Annotated in this window: 18 protein-coding genes and 1 pseudogene; 10 read left to right on the forward strand and 9 right to left on the reverse strand. The window is 29.1% G+C overall.

Translation table 11 applies throughout. The features are described 5' to 3' along the window. Nucleotides 1-98: 98 nt before the first annotated feature. The 3 genes and pseudogenes from FBF11_RS07020 to FBF11_RS07030 form a co-directional block, all read right to left on the reverse strand. Nucleotides 99-413, reverse strand: a pseudogene (locus FBF11_RS07020) (hypothetical protein). A 121-nt stretch (nucleotides 414-534) separates the two neighbouring features. Then, entirely contained in the window at nucleotides 535-1653 is a 1119-nt protein-coding gene (truD, locus tag FBF11_RS07025; protein ID WP_002779255.1) for a tRNA pseudouridine(13) synthase TruD, read from the reverse strand. Further along, nucleotides 1622-2443: a thiamine-phosphate kinase gene (locus FBF11_RS07030; RefSeq protein ID WP_002867254.1), complete on the reverse strand. Its 822-nt coding sequence runs from the start codon at nucleotides 2441-2443 to the stop codon at nucleotides 1622-1624. The genes truD and FBF11_RS07030 overlap by 32 nt, the downstream gene beginning before the upstream one ends. Nucleotides 2444-2529: 86 nt before the next feature. Between FBF11_RS07030 and FBF11_RS07035 the strand changes: the two genes are divergently transcribed. The 10 genes from FBF11_RS07035 to FBF11_RS07080 all read left to right on the forward strand — a co-directional run bounded on the left by FBF11_RS07035 (nucleotide 2530) and on the right by FBF11_RS07080 (nucleotide 10226). Next, nucleotides 2530-3603, forward strand: a complete 1074-nt coding sequence (locus tag FBF11_RS07035) for a DUF5644 domain-containing protein (RefSeq protein ID WP_002872345.1) — start codon at nucleotides 2530-2532, stop codon at nucleotides 3601-3603. Continuing rightward, nucleotides 3600-3983 carry a hypothetical protein gene (locus FBF11_RS07040; RefSeq protein ID WP_002851272.1) on the forward strand — a complete coding sequence of 128 codons (384 nt, stop codon included), beginning with the start codon at nucleotides 3600-3602 and terminating at the stop codon, nucleotides 3981-3983. The genes FBF11_RS07035 and FBF11_RS07040 overlap by 4 nt, the downstream gene beginning before the upstream one ends. Continuing rightward, a complete protein-coding gene (locus tag FBF11_RS07045) occupies nucleotides 3976-4659 on the forward strand; it encodes an RsmD family RNA methyltransferase (RefSeq protein WP_002851338.1) in 684 nt (227 codons plus the stop codon). The genes FBF11_RS07040 and FBF11_RS07045 overlap by 8 nt, the downstream gene beginning before the upstream one ends. A 58-nt stretch (nucleotides 4660-4717) precedes the next feature. Further along, complete coding sequence (locus tag FBF11_RS07050; RefSeq protein ID WP_002868233.1) at nucleotides 4718-5764, forward strand: flagellar basal body P-ring protein FlgI; 1047 nt, start codon at nucleotides 4718-4720, stop codon at nucleotides 5762-5764. Next, nucleotides 5764-6105: a hypothetical protein gene (locus FBF11_RS07055; protein ID WP_057042188.1), complete on the forward strand. Its 342-nt coding sequence runs from the start codon at nucleotides 5764-5766 to the stop codon at nucleotides 6103-6105. The genes FBF11_RS07050 and FBF11_RS07055 overlap by 1 nt, the downstream gene beginning before the upstream one ends. Before the next feature lie 62 nt (nucleotides 6106-6167). Then, the gene (gene flgM / locus FBF11_RS07060) at nucleotides 6168-6365 is read left to right on the forward strand and encodes a flagellar biosynthesis anti-sigma factor FlgM (protein WP_002855791.1); all 198 of its coding nucleotides are present in this window, start codon (nucleotides 6168-6170) and stop codon (nucleotides 6363-6365) included. 41 nt (nucleotides 6366-6406) lie between these two features. Further along, nucleotides 6407-6841: a flagellar protein FlgN gene (locus FBF11_RS07065; RefSeq protein WP_002779263.1), complete on the forward strand. Its 435-nt coding sequence runs from the start codon at nucleotides 6407-6409 to the stop codon at nucleotides 6839-6841. A 9-nt stretch (nucleotides 6842-6850) separates the two neighbouring features. Further along, nucleotides 6851-8677, forward strand: coding sequence for a flagellar hook-associated protein FlgK (gene flgK, locus FBF11_RS07070; RefSeq protein ID WP_057096946.1), 1827 nt, complete (start codon nucleotides 6851-6853; stop codon nucleotides 8675-8677). Nucleotides 8678-8693: 16 nt separating this feature from the next. Then, the gene (locus FBF11_RS07075) at nucleotides 8694-9458 is read left to right on the forward strand and encodes a TIGR02757 family protein (RefSeq protein ID WP_002868230.1); all 765 of its coding nucleotides are present in this window, start codon (nucleotides 8694-8696) and stop codon (nucleotides 9456-9458) included. Between the two features lie 3 nt (nucleotides 9459-9461). Then, on the forward strand, nucleotides 9462-10226 hold the full coding sequence (locus FBF11_RS07080; protein WP_002855821.1) for a TSUP family transporter: 765 nt from the start codon (nucleotides 9462-9464) through the stop codon (nucleotides 10224-10226). Here FBF11_RS07080 and FBF11_RS07085 read toward each other — a convergent pair. From FBF11_RS07085 to FBF11_RS07110, 6 genes are read right to left on the reverse strand one after another with little or no spacing between them, the layout of a single operon-like run. Beyond that, nucleotides 10219-11400, reverse strand: a complete 1182-nt coding sequence (locus FBF11_RS07085) for a type II secretion system F family protein (protein ID WP_002868229.1) — start codon at nucleotides 11398-11400, stop codon at nucleotides 10219-10221. The two genes, FBF11_RS07080 and FBF11_RS07085, sit on opposite strands and share 8 nt — an antisense overlap. Beyond that, nucleotides 11397-12956, reverse strand: a complete 1560-nt coding sequence (locus tag FBF11_RS07090) for a GspE/PulE family protein (protein WP_032597243.1) — start codon at nucleotides 12954-12956, stop codon at nucleotides 11397-11399. The genes FBF11_RS07085 and FBF11_RS07090 overlap by 4 nt, the downstream gene beginning before the upstream one ends. Continuing rightward, nucleotides 12946-13533, reverse strand: coding sequence for a membrane protein (locus FBF11_RS07095; protein ID WP_002851370.1), 588 nt, complete (start codon nucleotides 13531-13533; stop codon nucleotides 12946-12948). Before FBF11_RS07095 ends, FBF11_RS07090 begins: the two co-directional genes overlap by 11 nt. Nucleotides 13534-13536: 3 nt before the next feature. After that, nucleotides 13537-14145, reverse strand: a complete 609-nt coding sequence (locus FBF11_RS07100; RefSeq protein WP_002851464.1) for an ATP-binding protein — start codon at nucleotides 14143-14145, stop codon at nucleotides 13537-13539. Further along, nucleotides 14138-15550, reverse strand: coding sequence for a pilus (MSHA type) biogenesis protein MshL (mshL, locus tag FBF11_RS07105; protein ID WP_002856543.1), 1413 nt, complete (start codon nucleotides 15548-15550; stop codon nucleotides 14138-14140). Before mshL ends, FBF11_RS07100 begins: the two co-directional genes overlap by 8 nt. Further along, complete coding sequence (locus FBF11_RS07110) at nucleotides 15528-15839, reverse strand: hypothetical protein (RefSeq protein WP_002855438.1); 312 nt, start codon at nucleotides 15837-15839, stop codon at nucleotides 15528-15530. The genes mshL and FBF11_RS07110 overlap by 23 nt, the downstream gene beginning before the upstream one ends. Between the last annotated feature and the right edge of the window lies 1 nt (nucleotide 15840).

Genomic DNA, 15840 nt, shown 5'->3' on the forward strand with positions numbered 1-15840 from the left:
GGGATTTTCCCGCTTGTTTTATTATCTTGCATAAAACCTAAGAGCATCATTCACAGAACAATAAACTCTTTTCTTAAAATCTTTATCGCAATAAACACTCACAACTTTATAGTCTTTTTATCGTTTGGATTTAATAAGAAAACATAGTTTGAGTATGGAGTTTTATCTATTTCTAAATCACGCTTCATTTCTTTAATTTTGCCTTCTGGATTGTTAATATCACTAATTGTTCTGACTGAAGTATAATCATAAAGTTTATGATTTGGATATTTTTTCATAATCTCTTGATTACCTAAATCAAACATAGCTTGATCGTTGCCATTGTTTTTTTACTCGACTAAATCGCCATCGCCACAACCTATAATCAAAGTCATAGCTCCTAAAGCCAAAGCACTTGTTAAAATCTTTTTCATTATTTTTGCTCCTAGTTTTAAAATTAAATTAATATAACTATACCTAAATTTAAAATTTAAATATCATTTTTGCAATAAATTCTAAAGTAAAAATCACGTAAAAATTTAACTCATAATTATTTCACTCAAACAAATTTTTATGCAAAATTTCTTCTAAAACCACAGTAGCATAAGAGCCTTTTTGCAAGAAAAACTCTATACAAAAATGAGCTTTTTCTTCATCATAACGCCATTTTAACTCTTCTAAATATCCCCACATAAAGCGTCTTGAACCTTGCATTTTAGCCTTAAACTCCAAAGTATCTTTAAAAATTTCATTTTCTAAATTTAAGGCCAAACCTTCTCCTGTTTCATAAGCCTTAGCACCGATTAAAAGCCCCATGGCGCTTATATCTCTTGCCTTAAAACGCCCAAGCTCAGCACTTAAATCCTCGCATAAAAAACACTTTCCAAAAGGATAATGCCCTAAAACCTCGCCTTTTAAAAGCTTAAAAAATTGTTCTTGTTTTTTAAGTTCTTTAGCTTCTTCTTTGGAGATTTTATAAATTTGGATCAATTCTTTTTCGCTAAAATCATTTGCAAAATGTGATAACTCCACTCTTTTACTCAAATAACGATTAAAAAGCTCACTTTGAAAAGCTGAAATTAAAAACTCTTTCATTTTTACATTTTTCATCTTTTTACCACGCAAAATTTCAAGCCCTTCTTTGTAATTATCCCCAAATTTTCCAAAACGCTGATAACCAAAATAATTCGTAAAACCTTGTTTATCCAAATTCATCAAAGCTTGTTCTAGTTTTAAAGCATCGCTTGGTAAAACTTTTTTTAAGCGTATGAAAAAAGTATTTCCTTTTAAATGCCCTATTCTTAGCTTGTTTTCATGGATAAAAGTTTCTAAAATTTTAAGTTTAGGATGAGAAAAATTTGACAAAAAACTCTCAAATTTTTTAGGCATAGAAAGGTATTGAAAGGTTGATCCTTGCTTGTCTTTAAGCCCTGCATAACCAAAATCTCTTATTTTAACCCCGCTTGTTTCGCTTAAAATTTTTAAAGCTTCATTTGTGGTTAAATCTTTTTTATTGATATGCAAAATAAGATGTTCACCCTTACCGCTAAATTCATACAAAGGCCTTTCACGCACTACAAAATCATCGCTATTTTTACTAAAATACGCATTAATAGGACTGTGTTTTAAACTATACAAAGGCTTAAAAATGGTGTTCTCTTCCTCTAAATTCATATTTTCCTTTCACTGCTTTTCCAAAGATATTTAATTTCACGCCGTGTTTTTTGGCTATTGTTTTTATATTTTGACGCTCTTTTTCATCAAAAGCAAACAAAATTTCATATTCTTCTCCGCTATAAAGCGTATAATCATCAAGTTTTTTAAACCAAGAAATACCGCATTTATTTAAGGCTAAAAGTCTTGATAAATCCTTGCTTAAACCATCTGAAATATCCATAGCACAAGAAATTAAAGGTGCGATTTCATAAAAAAAACTAGCTCTTAATTTTGGCTTTATAAATACATGGTTTGGTTTTAAAGTGCCCCCATTTTGTAAAATTTCAAGCCCTTTTAAACTTCGTCCTAATTTTCCCGTATAAGCAAGTAAATGCCCCTTTTTTAAACCTTTTCTAAAAACAGCTTTATCGTTAATCTTTGAAATGATAGTAAGACTAATGTCTATTTTATCATTGCTTATAGTATCACCGCCTATGATTTTTATATTAAATTTCCTAGCTGTTTTTAAAAAACCTTTTTGCAAGGCTTTGATCTCATTTTCGCTTAAATTTTTTGGTAAAGCAAGTCCTAAAAGTGCGTATTTTGGTACAGCATTCATTGAAATAGCATCTGAGATATTAACAAGCATTGCTTTTGTAGCAATTTGCTCTAAGCTAAACCACTCTCTTTTAAAATGCACATTTTCAAAAAACAAATCCTTACTAAAACACCAATCATCAATAATAGCTCCATCATCGCCATTTTTTTCATTTAAAAAAGCTTTGATAATAAAATCTTCTTTGTTCATAATGCGTGATTTTATAAAATTTCCTTTTAAATTCTAGTGAATTTTAGAATAATTTTATATAATATAAAAATATTTAAGGAAAAACCATGAAAAAATTAGAATTAAGAATTTTTAGATTTGATAAAACCAAGGATTATGAGGCTTATTATAAACCTTATATTTATGATAATTATGAAAATTTTGCAAGTTTTTATGATCTGCTTTTGCAAGTTCAAGATGATGATATTTATTTTGATTTTGATAAAGATGAAGATACTTACATAGTTGTAAATAAGCAAATCATACCACTTTTTACACCTTTAGAAAAAATAGCAAAAGAATTTGATTTTAGTCTTTGTATCGAGCCTTTAAGCACAAAAAGAGCCATTAAAGATCTTATCATCGATAAAAATGATTTTTTAGACAAATACAAATATCTTGAAAAATTTGGTGATGAAGAGGATAAAAAACTTTATGCAAAATATGATTATTTATATTATGCAAGTGAAATTTTAGACTATCTTCCTGAATATATGGGCGATGGAGTGTTTTATTTGGCTTCAAAAATGATAGAAAAATATCCTGAAAAAAAGATAGAAATTTTAAAAACTCTAGCAGATAAAGAAAAGGGTATTTTTTATCATCTTGAAAGCAAAAATGAAATTTTAGAAACAACGATCAAAAACCTACAAAATGAAATTTTAAATTTAGGGCTTTTTGATAAAAATATTTTACACTTTGATTTACCTAAAACCAATGCTTTTGATAATGAGATCAAAGAACTTAAAGAAATTAAACATAATTTTAAAGATTTCAATATAGCTTTTTATGGTTTTAATGCTTGCGATACCTTAAAATCCAAACTTAAGGCTAAATTTATTTCCTATGAAAACAGTATAAAAAATAATGGCTTTAGCTTGCTTAATCTAAATCCTACGCTAAGCTATAAAATAGCCGCAGATATTGTTTTGGACGCTTATGATAGCGGGGCTGATTTTATGGTAGTAAAAGAAGAAAAAGATTTTTATCTTTTTGATACTTGTGCTAAAAAACTTATGCAAACAAGTGGAAGGGAATTTGAAGACTTTTATATTTTGAGCCGTTTTGAGTTTTTAGCCCTTATCGAAGGCATACAAGCTCCATCATTAAAAAATCACACTTTAAAGGTTAGTTTGATATGAAAATCTCTTTAGAATGCAAAGATCTCATCATAGAAAAAACTTTAGAACTTTTTTTAAAAGATCATTTGGTAATGAAAAAAAATTGTGATTTCATCATTAGCGATGAAAAAATTCATACCGCAAAACCCTTATTTATCATCTCTAAAAACTCTCCATTTTTAAGCATACCATTTAGCAAAGAAACCTTGTTTGAGTCTTTAAATGAATTTGACAATGCCTTAAAAGCAGCAGCTTTGCAACTTGCACTTGAACAAAAAAGACTGCTTGAAGAAAAAATTGACGCTATTGCTTTGGAATTTAAAAAAGATTATGAAAATAAAATCGATCTTGCCATAAAAGATCTTAAAAACAAACTCGTAAAAGCACTTAATGATGAATGATGAATTTATAAGCGTTAAAGACTTTTTTAATCACAATGAAAAAAGAAAAAAATTTCTTCAAAAACAAGAAATTAAACCTCCTAAAGAAAAAACAAAAAAAACTAAAGAAACAAAGCTTTATACAAATATAGAAAGTGGTAAATACAAAGGGAAAAAACTACTTTTACCTAGTCTTACAACAACAAGAAGTACTAAAAGCATAGTCAAAAGTTGTGTTTTTAATGTAATAAGAGAAGATTTAAGAAGTAAAATTTTCATTGAAGCCTTTGGCGGAAGTGCTTTAATAGCGGCTGAAGCACTAAGTAATTATGCTTTAAAAGCTTATGCTATAGAACTTGATATAAAAGCTTATAAAATTGCTTTAGAAAATGCTAAAAACATAGATCCAAATTTAGAAGTGATCCATGCAAATACTTTTGAAATTTTACCTAAACTCATAGAAAATTCAAAAAATGAAATCATCTTATATCTTGACCCACCTTTTGATATCAGAGAAGGTTTTAGTGATATTTATGAAAAAATTTATCATTTTTTAGAAAATTTAGATTTAAAGACTTTAAATTTAATCATTTTTGAATACCACTCAACCATAAAAACTCCCGAAAAAATCCAAAATTTTCAAAAAGTTAAAGAAAAGAAATTTGGATCAACTAGCTTAAGTTTTTACTCTTCTTAACTCACTTGGAACACTTTTTGCTTGATCTATCATCAACAATAGATTAAAGGAAGAATCCATGAGAGTTTTAACGATATTTTTACTCTTTATGACAAGCATTTTTGCAGTGCAAATCAAGGATGTAGCAAATACTGTAGGTGTAAGAGATAACCAACTTATAGGTTATGGACTTGTTGTAGGGCTTAATGGAAGCGGCGATGGAACAAGCTCTAAATTTACACTACAATCTATCTCAAACCTTTTGCAAGGTATGAATATCAAAGTAGATCCTAATGATATCAAATCAAAAAATACCGCAGCTGTTATGGTTACAGCCAAACTTCCAGCCTTTGCAAAAAGCGGAGATAAACTTGATATTACCGTTTCATCTATGGGTGATGCAAAATCTTTACAAGGTGGAACACTTTTACTGACTGCACTTCGTGGGATTGATGGTGAAATTTATGCTATAGCACAAGGCTCTATCTCAACAGGAGGTTTAACACCTAGACCAGGAGGAACAGGTTCTCACTCAACTGCTGCAACTGTAATGGGCGGAGCTAATGTAGAAAGAGAAATTCCACAAAATTTTAGCCAAAACAATGATCTAACCTTAAGTTTAAAAGTAGCGGATTTTAAAACCGCAAACGATATAGAAAGAGTTTTAAATACTGTCTTTGGCGAAGAAGTAGCTAAAGCCATCGACTCTCGCACAGTAAAACTCAAAAAACCTGAAGATCTTTCAAATGTTGATTTTATGGCAAGAGTTTTAGAACAAGATATAGCTTATAAACCACAAAGCAAAGTTATCATCGATGAAAGAACAGGAACAGTGATTGCTGGAGTTGATGTAGAGGTAGAACCTGTTTTAATCACTCATAAAGATATCACTATAAAAATAGATCCAAACAATAACGCAGTAGCTAATCAAAATGAAATCGATATGAAAGATGGTGGTTTTGTAGATCCAAGTTCAAATACCTTAAGAATCAACAATGCAAAAAGTACAGTTGCAAATATAGCTAGAATGCTTAACAAGCTTGGAGCAACCCCAAATGACATTATCGCTATTATGGAAAATTTAAAGCGCGCAGGTGCAATTAACGCGGATTTGGAGATCATCTAATGAAAATGGATAATTTTTTAAATACTTATAATATGAATAGCACTTTACTTGATCGTGCAGCCAAAGCAAGAAGTTTAGAATCAAGCATCAAAATAAATGACAATGATATAGTTATAAAGAGCAAAGAAGATGAAGCCTTAAAAGAACAAACGGATACTTTTGAAGCATTTTTTTTAAAGCAAGTTTTAGACGTATCTTTAAAAAGTCAAAATTCACTCTTTGGAAAAGATGCCAGCGATGAAATATACTCTTCCATGTATAACGATACCATGAGTAAAGCTTTAAGTGGAGGTATGGGTTTTTCAAAATTATTATACGATTTTTTAAAAGAAAGGGGTTAAGTTTTTTAAATTTGGGTCGATATGGTTTGTAGAGGATTATAACTAAGATCAAGGAGGCAGAAATGATCAATCCTATACAACAAAGTTATGTGGCAAATACCACATTAAATACAAATAGAATAGATAAAGAAACTAAAACAAACGATACTCAAAAAACGGAAAATGATAAAGCGAGTAAAATCGCAGAGCAGATTAAAAACGGTACTTATAAAATCGATACAAAAGCTACGGCTTCTGCGATTGCCGACTCTTTAATCTAAAACTTTCATTCTCCTTTTTTTGAGAGAGAAAAGGAGAAAATATGCTTAAACAAAGACTTGATGAAGTAAATGCTATCTTAGCAAAACTTATTGCTTTAACCGAAGAAGATATAGAAAATATCAAAGTGGCTAAACATGAGAGTGTAACGCCAAGTGTAGAAGAAAAAAACAAACTTATCGCCGAATTTATTACAGCTAAAAAACAACTTGATGTTGCCTTGGTTGAGCTAAATAATAGCTCTACAAAAGGGCTTAGTGAACTCTTAGATGATGAAGATAAACAAAAACTAGATCTACTTAAAAAAAATCTTCAAAACCTTCATAGTAAAAACAAAGAGTATGCTAAATTTGTTCTTATTGTCAAAGATTTTCTTGATGGCTTAGTAAATAAAATGTTTGATATCAATGATGGAACAAATAATGCTTATGGAGATAAAAAGACAAATCCAGAGTCAATTTTCAAGATCAATGTATAAGGATTTATAATGGGTATTTTTGGAACATTATACACAGGTGTTACAGGCTTAAAGGCAAGTGAAGTTCAAATCGCAACAACTGGAAACAATATCTCAAATGCTAATGCAACTTTTTATACACGCCAAAGAGTAGTGCAAACTACAAATGGGTATATTACCACAGGTGGAGTTCAAGTAGGCACAGGAACTGCTATAGAAAGTATAGTGCGTTTGCATGATGAGTATTCTTACTATAAATTAAAAGGTGCATCAAACCAACTAGAATACACTAAATATATGGCTTCAACCTTACAAGAAATCGCTCAGCGTTTTCCAGACTTACAAAATACTGGAATTTTGAAAGATTTAGAAAATTATAACAAAGCTTGGAATGATTTTGCATCTAACCCCAATGAAAATGCCACAAAAATAGCCCTTGTAAAAGCTTCTCAAACCTTAACAGAAAGCGTTAATAACACTTTTGCAACCTTGGATAAAATCCAAAAAAAAGTAAATGATGATATTAAAAATACAGTTGATGAGATTAATAGAATCGGTGAAGAAATTGCTACTATAAATAAACAAATTTATGGACAAGAAGCCTTACCAACAGAACACGCAAATGAGCTTAGGGATAGAAGAGATGAACTTGAACTTACCCTTTCAAAGCTAGTTAGTGCAGTTGCAAGCAAAAATGAAATCAATCAAGACAATCGCCTTGATACAACCATCACTGATCCAGGACATCAATACAATCTAAGTATAGAAGGTTTTAGTATAGTAGATGGGATAAATTTTCATCCTTTAAAGCTTGATTATGATGATAAAAATAAATCTTATAGCATTTATTATGAAACTCCTGATGAAAAAGTTCGCGATCTTACTGCAAAGATTAACGGTGGACAGCTTGGTGCTCAACTTGACTTACGCGGTAGAAACTATAGCAAAAGCAAAGGAAAATATGAAGATGGAATTATCCAAGGTTATATGGATTCTTTAGATACTTTTGCTAAGACCATGATCAATGAAACTAACAATCTTTATGCGAGCTCTGCGAAAAGTTATGTTACTTCTGATTATCTATCTGGACTTAAGGGAGATATTCCTTTAGTTAATTACGACAGAACCATACAACCAGGAAGTTTTGATATAGTCATTTATGATGATAAAGGCGATAAAAAACTCACCAAAACCATCACCATAGATGTAAATACAACCATGAATGATATCATGCGTCAAATCAATGCTAATACAGATGATAATAACAATAAAAATTCAAACGATGATGTTGATGATCATATCAATGCAAGTTTTAGCTACGATGCAAAAACTGGAGATGGTTTATTTCAAATCAATGCAAAATCAGGTTTTAAGGTAGCCATTGAAGATAAGGGCACAAATTTCGCAGGTGCGTTTAGTATAGGCGGTTTTTTCAGCGGAACTGATGCAAGTGGCATGAAAGTAAAAGATTCCATCTTAAATGATCCAAGTACAGTAAGAGCAAGCTTAAATGGGGTTGATAGTGGCAATGACATGGCAAATAAAATCATCCAACTTCAATATGAAAAAGTTAATTTTTATAATGAAGATGGCACTATTGATAATCTTACCATGGAAGAATATTACCGCAAACTTACAGGTAAAATAGCCTCAGATGGTGAAAATAACAATGTCGTCAATTCAAGCAATGAAACTCTTTATAATTCTGTTTATAGCGAGTACCAATCTAAAAGTGGCGTAAATACAAATGAAGAATTAGCCGCCCTTATACAATATCAATCAAGTTACGGTGCAGCAGCAAAAATCGTCTCAACCGTAGATCAAATGCTTGATACCTTACTAGGGCTTAAATCTTAAGCTCTAGTAATATCAAATGAAAAATTTTATCCATCTTAAAGCTAAGCTCGATTTTTTAGCCAATCAAAAAAATACCAATCATTCCCTTTTTGAAACTCCAGATCCTTTGCAAATTGCTAAAATTCACAATGATGAATTTATTGCCTTAATTTGTGCTTTATTTGCCTATGGAAATGCTAAAAATATAGTAAATTTTCTAAAGAAACTTGATTTTTCTTTATTAAACCTTCAAGAAAAACAAATAAAAAAAGAACTTAAAAATTTAAAATACCGCTTCCAAAATGAAAAAGATATACAAGAAATTTTTATCACTCTTTCAAGGCTGAAAAATGAAATTTCACTCTACGAACTTTTTTATCAAGCCTATCAAGAAAGAGAAAATACCACAGATGCCATCTTAGCTTTTATGCAAAAAATCAAAACCTTAAATTCATATTCAAGTTATGGATATGATTTTTTCTTTGGAAAAATTTGGCAAAACACTCCTACTTCACCTCTTAAACGCTATCATATGTATCTAAGATGGATGGTTAGAAAAGATGAACTTGATCTTGGACTTTTTACCAAAATTCACACCAAAGATCTTTTAATTCCACTTGATACACATGCACATAAAATTTCCTTGACTTTAGGACTTCTAAAGCGTAAAATATATGATTATAAAAGTGTTTTAGAACTCACACAAAATTTAAAAAAATTAGATGCAAATGATCCCATAAAATATGACTTTGCACTCTATCGTTTAGGGCAAAGTAAGGAAATTGACAAATTTAAGGAGTGAAGAATGGGTTTTGAGCACTTAAATACGATTTATTATTTCATACTTTTTTTTGTAGCTCTTTTTGCTGGTTTTATAGATTCTATTGTAGGTGGAGGAGGACTTATTACTCTACCAGCACTCATAGCCTGTGGAATTCCTGCGCATTTATCCTTAGCAACAAACAAACTCCAAAGCGTCTTTGGTTCTTTTACGGCTACTTTAACTTATTTTAAATCCACCACTCTACCTCATCTTGCTTGGGGTGTTTTTTTCACAGCCTTAGGAGCAGCTATAGGAAGTTATAGTGTTCTTTTTGTAAAAGATGAGCAATTAAAGCTTATTATCTTAATCTTTTTAACTCTTACCTTCTTATATACAGCCTTACGTCCCAACTTAGGCAAACACGAAAGCGAACCTAAAATAAAAAATATCAAAATTTTTCATTTAATTTGTGGCTTAACTTTAGGATTTTATGATGGATTTTTAGGGCCTGGAACGGGTTCATTTTGGATTTTTGCTTGTGTGATGCTACTAGGTTTTAATATGAGAAAAGCGAGCATTAATACTAAAATTTTAAATTTCACAAGCAACATCATTGCTCTTGCTATATTTTTATGGCAATATGAACTTTTATGGGCTGTAGGTTTGCTTATGGGTGTAGGACAAGTTTTAGGAGCTTATTTGGGTTCAAAACTTGTGTTAAAAACTAATGGAAAGTTTATAAAAACTTTATTTTTAATCGTTGTAGGAGCTACTATTATTAAAGTAGCTTGGGATTATTTTAGTTAAAATTGACCCCTGAGCTAAGCTCCCACATAGGTAAAAATATACCTAAAGCCAAAAACAAAACTAAAAGCGCTACAAATAAAGTCATCATAGGCTCTAAAAAAATCAAAAATCTATCCATCAAATTTTCGCTTTTTTGTTGATAATATTTGGCAATTTCTTCACTTAATACTTCAAGTCTTCCACTTTTCATCGCAACACTAAGCATAGAAAACACCAAAGAATCAAAAATATCAATCTTTTTAAAAGCCTGACTTAACTCAAGACCAGAATCTATAAAACTAAAAAGTTTTTTATACTGAAAAATTAAAAATTTATTTTCAAGCCCTATAATAGCTAAATCAAAAGCTTTAGATATTGAAATTCCATTTTTTAAAAGCAAAGAAAAAACCATAAAAAAATAATAATTTTGATTATAAATAATCAAACGAGAAATCAAAGGTACTTTTAAAAATAAAAAATCGCAAGAAAAAGCAAAAGAATGAAAATTTTTATAAGCTAAAATAAGCATAACAATAAAAATAACAAACAAAAATATGCAAAAAATTCCATAGTCATCTAAAAAATTATAAATTTCTAACATTACATGCGTGATAAAAGGCAAACTCGCGCCTAAATTTTCAAATAAATCTTTAAAATTAGGCACTACAAAAAGCATTAAAAACAAAAATGCTCCGATAATACTTAAAAAAACCAAAGTAGGATATCTAAAAGCCTTTTTTAATTGTTTTTGACTCTCTAAGCTTTTTTCTCGAAGTTTAGAAATTTGACTAAACACTTCACTGATTTTTCCTGTCTTTTCAGCCGTTTTAATCAAAGCTAACTCCGCACGATTTAATCCAAAATTAGCATTTTCAAAAGCTTGATTTAGATTTTGGGCTAAAATTAAATTGTCTAATATTTTTTTCATAATCTTGCAAGAGTGCATAAGATATAATTCTCTAATCGCTTCTTGAACACTTAATCCAACTTCACACAACAAAGCTAGCTCTTTAAAAAAGAGTATAAAATTTTCATCTTTTAATCTCTGAAAATTAGATTTTTGAATTTCTTTTATATCAATGATTTTCCAATTCTTTGATAAGGCTTTTGCTTGTGCTGTATTTAAATTTTCAGCTTTTATAGTTTTTGTATAATTTTGATTGTTTTTAAGAAATTCCACTTCATAAAATTTCATCTTACAACCCTTAAAAGCTCATCTATACTTGTAAGACCTTCTTTGGCTTTTTTTAAACCTTGTTCAAACATAGTTTGAAAGCCATATTTTTTTGCAAGCTCCATTAAAATCGTTTTATCTTGATTTTCCCTAATTGCACAAGATAAATCTTCATTGATCTCTAAGCACTCAGCGATTAATTCTCTGCCAAAAAATCCACTATGATGACAACGCTCACATCCTTTTGGTTCAAAAAATTCACCTTCAAATTCAATATAATGTTTTTTGCTTTTTTGCTTACACCAAGGACAAAGTTTTCTAACCAAACGCTGTGCTATAACAAGACTCAAAGCCGATGCTATCAAGTAACTTTTTGCTTGCATATCCAAAAGCCTATCAATGGTACTAAAAGCATCATTAGTATGCAAGGTGCTTAAAAGCAAATGACCTGTTAAAGAAGCTTTAAGTGCAATATCTAAACTTTCTTCATCGCGAATTTCTCCTATCATGATAATATCAGGATCTTGCCTTAAAATTGCTCTTAAAACACTATTAAACTCGACTCCAACTTTTGAATTAAGCAAAATTTGCTGCACTAAAGGAATTTTATATTCTATAGGATCTTCTGCGGAGATAATCTTTTTTTCAATACTTTTCAACTCATTTAAACACGCGTATAAAGTTGTGCTTTTACCACTACCTGTAGGACCGGTTAATAAAATCATTCCATTGGGACGATGTAAAATCTTTTTTAAAATTTTTAAATTTTTATCTCCAAGATTTAGTTTATGCAAATCCAAAATTTCTTTATCATGTTTTAAAATTCTTATAACAACACTTTCGCCATAAATCAAAGGCAAACATGAAACACGAAAATCATATCTTTCATTTTCAAAATCTAATTCAAAACTTCCATCTTGCGTTTTTCTTGATTCAGCTAAATTCAAACAAGCTAAAAATTTGACATGAAAAACCAAAGCTTCATAAATATCCTTCTCAAAAATAGCAAATTCACGCAAAATTCCATCAACCCTAAACCTAATCAAAGCATCATCATTCCTTGCTTCTATATGAATATCACTCGCATGAAAAGATAAAATTTCATGTAATAAAAAATCAAAAATTTGACTGATGCAACTTTGATCATCTCTTTTGTGATTTTCTTGCCATTCAAGTCTAAGCTTAATGCTTAATCTTTTAATCTCCTCTTGAATGCGAATTTGATTTAAAATTTTAGCTATCTTTAATTCATCGGCAATTGCAGTGTCGATTTTTTCACAAATCATAAAAGTCTTAACTTGCTCTAAAAGCTCTAAAGAACAAGGTTTGGATCTAATAATCATAAAGCCGTCATTGTTTTTAATAAGCAGAAATTTAAATTTTAAAAGTAAAGAAAAAGGTATACCTTCATAAATAAAATCATTATCTTCATCTAAATCAACAAAATGCAAATTACAAAAATTTGCTAATTTTTTAAAAAAATCCCAAGAAGTGATATTAAATTTAGTGCAAATTTCATCAAGACTTATTTCATTATCAATATAAGCTTGAAAAATTTTATCCATTCTACTTTCCATCTAATTCCATTAAACCATAATAATTTATATAAGCATCTAAAGCACTTTGAGCTTCTTTTTCTTCGCCTAAAGCTCTTTTAGCCTGAGCAAAAATCAGCCAAGAATCTTGTTTTTGCTTGTCAAGTTCATTGGCTTTTAAAGCCCAAAATATTGTCTTTTGATAAGCTTTAATATCAAAATACTTCTTAGCTAAATTTAATGCCTTTTCATAGCTTGGATTTTGATAAAAAGATTTTTTTAAATCAGAAATATTTAAAATTTTAGAATCAATTTCTATCTTGCTAATATGTGTATTTTCCTGCACCGCTTTAACTTCTTCTAGTTCTTTATATAACTTTTCCCTAGAAATCTTATTTTTTTCTTGTAAAATTTGCGCTTGAAGAATCTTTTGCTCCAAATGCTTTTTATGTTCAATAGCTTGCAAATAAATATTTTTTTGCTTATTATATTTTTGCATTAGCACAAAAAAACAAAATGCTATTACTGATATTAGAATAATTAATAATAAATATTTTAAATATTTTTTAAGTAAAAAGTATTTATACCTAAGCTCAAGCTCTTTAATTCTTTCTTGCATATCTTACCTTAATAAGCCATTCTCTAAAGCACTAAGCTTTAAAATATACTCTTGACTTTTGTTTTTATCAAAAAAACTATTTATCTCATAAAAACTTTTTAAAGTTTTATCAATATATCTTAAATTTCCTTGAGAAATTTTTTGTAAAAACTTAAGACATTTATTTGAAAAATTCATTCCGAATTTCAATTTAATATAATCATCAAGTTCTAAAAGACTAATATTTTTCAATTTAAAACAAGCACTTAAACGACTTTTAAAATGCTCTTTTTTAAGTATATTTAACTTTTTATGAGAACTTAAAACAAAACTTATAGAATCACTATAAATCCTGATGCTTTCTAGCATTGCGTAATCATACATTCCCACTTCATCAAGAATGATTAAACTCTGACCTTGTGAAATCAAAAACTCAATTTTTTCTTTTAAGAAACTCTGATCTTTAAAATTTTCATTAATAAAATCAACATTATATTTTTTTGCCAATCTTTGCAACAATACACTTTTACCACTACCACTTTTTCCCCATAAAAAAATAAAAGCTTTTTGGCTTTCTAAAATTTGATTGATTTGATGAAAAATTTCTTCTCTAAATGGAATAATTTTACTCATAATGCTTAAATCCTAGATCTTTAAGACTTGGAGCATTTACACTATCTACTATACTTGGAGTGATAATAAAAACAATTTCAGTTGCTTTAGAATTTAAAACTTCTCCTTTAAACAAAGAACCTAGGATTGGAATTTTTGATAGAAAATTGATAGAATTTTTCTCATTAGATTTATCGTGAGAAATCAATCCACCTAAAATTAAAGTTTGATTATTCTCTACTTGCACAACACTAGAAAGCTTTTTTTGTATGGTATCAGGAGCAATAGTTCTTGGTTCTTTTTGTCGTTTATTATCTTCTGGATACTTAAAATCACTTAAGCTTGGATTAATCCTGAGCATTATTTTTCCATCATCAGAAATTTCAGGCAAGATATTGAGTAAAATGCCTACAAAAATAGAATAATTGTTATAACTTTCACTAACAGTAGTCCCATTTTCAGTGCCTTTAGAACTTTCTTTAACTTGATAATTTATAGTATCACCTACAGAAATAATGGCTTGTTGGTTATTTAAAGCCATAAGCTTTGGATTAGAAAGCACGCTAGTTTTTCCATTTTGAGAAAGAAAGTTAATAATAGAATCAAAATTTAAATTCGCCCTTAAACCCAAATTCTTAACAAAACCTTGCCCATTTTGAAACTGAATAAAAGAATTTTCATTATTTACTTGCGAATTTAAACCTATATTAAAATTTTGCCAATTAATCCCACTAGAATGGTTTTCATTTAAACTCACAGCAAGTATGCTAACATCGATAATAACTTGTTTTTTAAGACGATTTTCTAGTTTTTGCAAATAATTTTTCACACTTTTTAACTGAGAATTTGTTCCAGTTACTATAATAAGACCTGCATTGGGATTTATAATGGGAGTTTTAGCCTCATAATCTTCATGAGAATTTTTTAATAATACAATAATCTCTTTTTCTATATTTTGCCAAAAATCAAATTTTTCCATACTTTTAATCATATTGTCTTCTGCGTCATCAAAACTACCGCTATATTCACTTTGCCTTGGTTTAGCGTCTACAGACGCTTTAGTTATACTTTGTCCTTCTCTGATAGAAGTGATATAACTTATCTTAAAAATCTTCGTATTAATGCCTGAAATTCTTAAAATTTTACCATCAAAATCATAGCTAAGATCATGCTCTTTGATAAAAAAATTAAAAATTTCGTCTAAACTCATTTGATGAATATTGACAGAGTTTTGCAATATTTCTAATTTTTCTTTGGCAATTTTATCTTTAACAATAATACTAAAAGAACAATATTTTGCAAGCTCATCAAGACTTTCTTGTATGCTTAATTTTTCATTAATACTGATATCAAAAAGACGCTTTTGACAATCTAAAGCATAAAGATAATGGCAAAAAAGAATGTTAATTAATATTAATCTTATCATTTTTATTTATTTGGATTGCAATTTCTAAATTATCATATTGGAATTTAATCTCTTTAGTATTTATTTCATATATTATAGCATCATCAATCATATCACCTTTTTTATACCATCGATCATAAATTTTTACTTTATCAAGCATAATTGCAGTAATTTTAATATGTCTTAATTTTTCAAAAGTAGGATTCACAAATGGGTTTTGAAGAGTATTAAAATTTATACGATTTTCTTTATCTATAAGTTTAAAATACTCTTCAAAATTATCTTGTGCAAACAAAGTGCTAAAACACAAT

This window comes from Campylobacter sp. CFSAN093224, assembly GCF_012897395.1.
In the GTDB taxonomy this organism is placed as follows: domain Bacteria; phylum Campylobacterota; class Campylobacteria; order Campylobacterales; family Campylobacteraceae; genus Campylobacter_D; species Campylobacter_D jejuni.